Below are 4,522 nucleotides of genomic sequence, written 5' to 3' on the forward strand. Positions count from 1 at the left end.
GCATACCGGGTCCTGGTGCGGTCCACCGTCCGCGCAGACACCCCCGCCAGTTCAGCGATATCCTTGCGGCGGCGGCCCTCGCCCGCCCACAACACGATCCGGGCTCGCAGGGCCACATCCGCCGTCACGTGCCGGTCCGCCACCAACGTCCGCAATTCTGCGACCTGTTCTGAAGAGAGATTCACGCAGTGTCCAACGAGTCAAAGACCTTCAGGTGACATGAACCGGATCACAAGACACTAGAGCCCAGCCCATATATGCTCTGACCTTCGCTCTAGCGGTAGGGCGGCGTGGGACTCGAACCCACAACCAACGGATCAAAAGTCTGGGATTCCGCTACTCCCAGATGGCGACTCTTGGGGATCGGCCTGGGAAGTCCGATGGTAGGCCGCCAGGGGCAACTTCTCCTGAAACCAGACCCGCAAGGTACTCTGTAAGGTTTCCGTTGAACGCGACCCAATCACCATTGCGTCCGGCGACGACGATCGTCCAGGCGTTCGGCCCTTCTGGGTTCGACCTCCAGTAGAACTCATCTCCGTCTATTGTGTCGCCCCATGGAATGAGGCCAGAAGGTTGCGGATACGGGACGTAGCCGTGAGACAACCCGGCTTCGTGAAGGGATTCAATCGGATACAGTGCTTGACGTCTGCCGGCCACGAAACGTGCCTCCTCGCTCGGCTCGGGCACGGCTATCCCCATGAAGTCGTCAATCTCCAGTGAGCCGTATGCCTCTGCGAGCTGCATGTAATCCTCGGGAAATGGCGTTCCGAACGCTTCAGAAATACATTTCCAATCAATCTCCCGTGGATGTTGCGCTCGAAGTTCAGTCAACGCCGGCAGCGCATTTTCCAGTTCCGCCAGACTCATGGAACCTCCATCCATAGGATTTACTGGCGACATCGAGGTACATGTTAACCTAGCCGACCGAGCAGCGACTATATCTGAGCTGATGAAGGGAATCTCGCCCACTAACACCCAGCTTGATCACCCGTCTTGTTCACAATGGACCTTGCGAAAAGGACTCTACTACGCGTGGTCGCGTTCATGGCGATTGAGGTCGGGATGTTAGTTCGCCCATTATCGTATGCGAGTTGTCCCGAATACGCCACCCAGTCGCCTTTGCTCAACTCGCGTGCCATGCGATCTTCGCAGCTCGACATCACGGGGTGGTTCATTTCCCGGAACCCAGTGAATATGTTCTCCCGGCGCCACTTGCCGTGGAATCGATCCGCCAGAATGTGGGACCGATTGAAGATGTGCTTATCACTACGATCCTTCTTCGCTACGTACCCGGGCGGGTTCCACCTTCCCTTTCGGGAGTTTCCCCGGCTGCCAGTTGGCTTGAGGTCGGAGGGGCAGAGGAGCGCCGTGACACCCGTGGGTGCGCCGCCGATCAAAGGTTGGTAGTTGTGGCGCTCCTCGCGTGACATGATCGAGCACTTGATTTTGTTCACGTCGAGCTGCCGAGTTTCTCCCAGCGAGTCCAGCGGGTTGTTGCCCTGGATCAGATCGAGGGCTGCTCCGCCGACCCCTAGCCACGTGCCCCTTTTGAGCCCCTTGAGTCCGCGGACGATGGAGCCCCAGCCGCCTCCTGCTTGGCCGATCGACGGGCCGGCGAGTTGGGTCGCCATGGCGTTGGCTCGTATAAGTGCCGCGCAGTTCTGGTCTACTCCCTCGACAGCGGCGATCACGGCCACGTCCATGGTGGCGACGCAGCTGGTGCTTGAACTCGACCACCAGCAGGTGCCCGCGGGGTCTGACCGGTAGGTGGGTGCGTTGCCGGTGTATGCGTATGCGGATTCGTAGGGTGTCGACTCGTCTGGTGTGAAGGGGTCTTTGCTGGTGAAGCGGCCGTTGGCGGGGTCGTAGGTGCGGGCGCGGAGGTTGTAGCCGAGGGCGTCGTTCAGGGAGGGGTCTTCACCGCCCGCGGGCTCCTTGTACTGTCCGCCGTACCCGAAGTTGTTGCCGGGCTGCTCGGCGCCGGGTGTGGGTCCGCCGGCGCCGAAGGCGCTGGTGTAGTCGTAGGTCTTGGCGTGACCACCGGTGGCGTTCGTCAGGTCGGTGACGGAGCCGGACAGGTCTCGGTGGTAGTAGTACGCGGTGTCGGTTCCGGAGACCGTGCGGTGCTGGGATTCGATCTCTTCCAGCGGGTTGTAGGTGTAGTCGGCGCTCACGGCGCCGGTGGAGGAGTATTCAGCGGCCAGTTGCGGCAGCTCGTTGTTGATGTCCCAGGCGAGGGTCAGACCGCCGCGGGTGCGTTCGGCGCGGTTGCCGTCGGCGTCGTAGGCGTAGCCCCAGGTGGTACCCGATGCCGTCATGGTGGTGAGGCGGTTCTCGGCGTCGTAGGCGTAGGTGCGGTCGCCGGCCTTGCTCTGGTTGCCATCGGCGTCGTATTCGTAGCCGGTGACAGTGCCGCCGGTGCTGGTCTGGGTGAGCTGATCGGCCGCGTCGTGAGTGTTGGTGGTGGTCGATCCGTTCGGGGCGGTGCTGGACGTGCGGTTACCGACCTTGTCGTAGGTGTAGCTGGTCGTCGATGCACCCGTCGGGCAGGTCTCCGCCTGGGTGGGGGAGGTGCATTCGGTCGTCAGGCGGCCGGCGCTGTCGTACATGTAGTACGTGGATTCGGTGGTGCCCTGGCGCTCGGAGTCGATACGTGTGGGCTGGCCGGCCGGGTCGAGGGTGGCGTGCCAGCCGGACAGGGTGGTGTCGTTCTTGGTGCTGGCGATGTCGGTGAGCTGACCGGCTGGGTCGTAGGTGCGGTCTTCTGTGTAGCCGTTGGCTGCGGGGGGTGTGGTGCTGGTCAGATTGCCTGCGGGGTCGTAGCCGTAGGTGGTGGCCGCGCCGTCGGTGGTGTCGGCGATGCGGTTGCGGTCCACGTCGTAGGTGTAGGTCGTGGTGCGCCCGTGTGGCAGGGTCCGGGAAGACATCAGGCCGCGGGCGCTGTACTTGTAGGTGAAGCCTCCGCCTGTGCCCGGCACGGTGACGGTCGCGAGCTGGTTGGTTTCGTTGTAGGTGAGGGTGCGAGTGCCGGTGGCATCGGTGATTTCCCGGCGGTTGCCGACCGCGTCAAACCGGATGGTGACGTCAGGGGTGTCGTCCGAGTAGTCGGTGACCGTAGGCCGGTTCAGCGCGTCGTAGGTGACGGTGGTGGCGACGCCGCGCGCGTTGACGGTCTTGTTCTGGTTGCCGTCCGGGTCGTAGGTGTAGCTGGTGGTGCGCTGGAGGGGGTCGGTGACCGAAGCCAACTGGCCGATCTCGTCGTAGCCGTAGGTGGTGGTGTGCTCGTTGGCGTCGGTGCGGGTAGCGAGGCTGCCTGCCTCGTCGTAGGTGTAGACGGTCGTGCCGTTATCGGGGGCGGTGACCGTGGTGACGCGTCCGAGGGGGTCGTATTCGACCTGTGTGGTCCGGCCGTTCGCGTCTGTCGACGAGGTCTGACGGCTCTGGGCGTCGTAGGTGAACTTCTGGGTGCCGCCCAAGGGGTCGCGTGTTTCAACAAGGTTGCCCACGGCGTCGTACACATGCCGGGTGGTGAATTCTTCGGGGTTTGCTCCTGGAGCGTGCCCCCGGGCGTCGGTCTCGGTGACCATCCGCCCTTCCGCGTCATACGTCCAGGTCGTCTTGTTGCCGAGCGGCGTGGTCTCGCTGATCAGGTTGCGGGCGGTGTCGAATTCGTACTGGGTGGCGTGCCCGACGGGGTCGGTGACGGTCTTCAGCAAGTCGTCCGCGGTGTAGGCGTACGTGGTGGTCTTGTTGCGCGCGTCCGTGACGGACTCGACGTTGCCGTTGGCGTCGTACGTGGTGGTCGTCGAGTGGTTCATCGGGTCGGTGACCTTCACCGGTCGGTTCAGCGCGTCGTATTCGGTAGTGGTTCTCGCACCGGTCGGATCGACGGTCTCGATGCGGTTGCCGTTGTCGTCGTAGGCGTAGGTGGTGGTGAACTCCGCCGGATCCGCACCACTGACATTCCCCCGGGGGGTGGTCATCGAGGCCATGCGACCGGCACCGTCATAGGTGTAAGTGGTCTTTGCTCCGCTGGCGTCAGTTTCGGCGATGACGTTCCCGCGCGCGTCGTAGTCTGTCGTCGATGTGGCGCCGCCCGGATTCGTCGTCTTCACCACCTGGTTCGCGGCGTTGTACTCGTAGGCGGTCACCTTGTCGAGGGTGTCGGTGATGGTCTTGAGGTTGCCGTTGGCCTCGTAGGTGTATGACGTGTTGTTCCCGGTGCCGTCGGTGACCGATTTCAGGCGCCCTGCGCCGCAATGCCACTCATTTAAGCTCCTCGGCATTTCGTCATCCACTTTTCCACAGCGACACTCCCGTGCGTTCTGTGGATAAAGCGGCAGGTCTTTCCTTCTGTTCCTCCTCTGCCTGCCTTCTGCTATCTTCTCGCCATGCTTCAGGGCGATCGTGGCACCGCGCTCGCGGGTGTACGTATGACGGATCGAATCGGTGTAGGGGTCCTGACTCGTATCGTCGATCGTGATCTTGTCGACGAGGTGCTTGCCGAGACAGGTCGGACAGA

At 62.8% G+C, this 4,522-nt stretch carries 3 protein-coding genes; all 3 read right to left on the bottom strand.

Annotation, left to right across the window (positions count from 1 at the left end; genetic code table 11):
• A partial coding sequence (locus B124_RS36835) for a helix-turn-helix domain-containing protein (protein WP_496507377.1) occupies window positions 1-185 on the bottom strand: 185 nt, incomplete at its 3' end.
• A gap of 151 nt (window positions 186-336) precedes the next feature.
• Window positions 337-867, bottom strand: coding sequence for a hypothetical protein (locus B124_RS36840; RefSeq protein ID WP_496507378.1), 531 nt, complete (start codon window positions 865-867; stop codon window positions 337-339).
• Between the two features lie 101 nt (window positions 868-968).
• Complete coding sequence (locus B124_RS36845) at window positions 969-4,298, bottom strand: DNA/RNA non-specific endonuclease (RefSeq protein WP_496507379.1); 3,330 nt, start codon at window positions 4,296-4,298, stop codon at window positions 969-971.
• Window positions 4,299-4,522 lie beyond the last annotated feature (224 nt).

The sequence above is a fragment of the Streptomyces sp. CNP082 genome (genome assembly GCF_059570535.1).

Coding starts and splice junctions, on each gene's coding strand:
- B124_RS36840 (WP_496507378.1), bottom strand. CDS start 867: ATGAGTCTGGCGGAACTGGAAAATGCGCTGCCGGCGTTGACTGAACTT.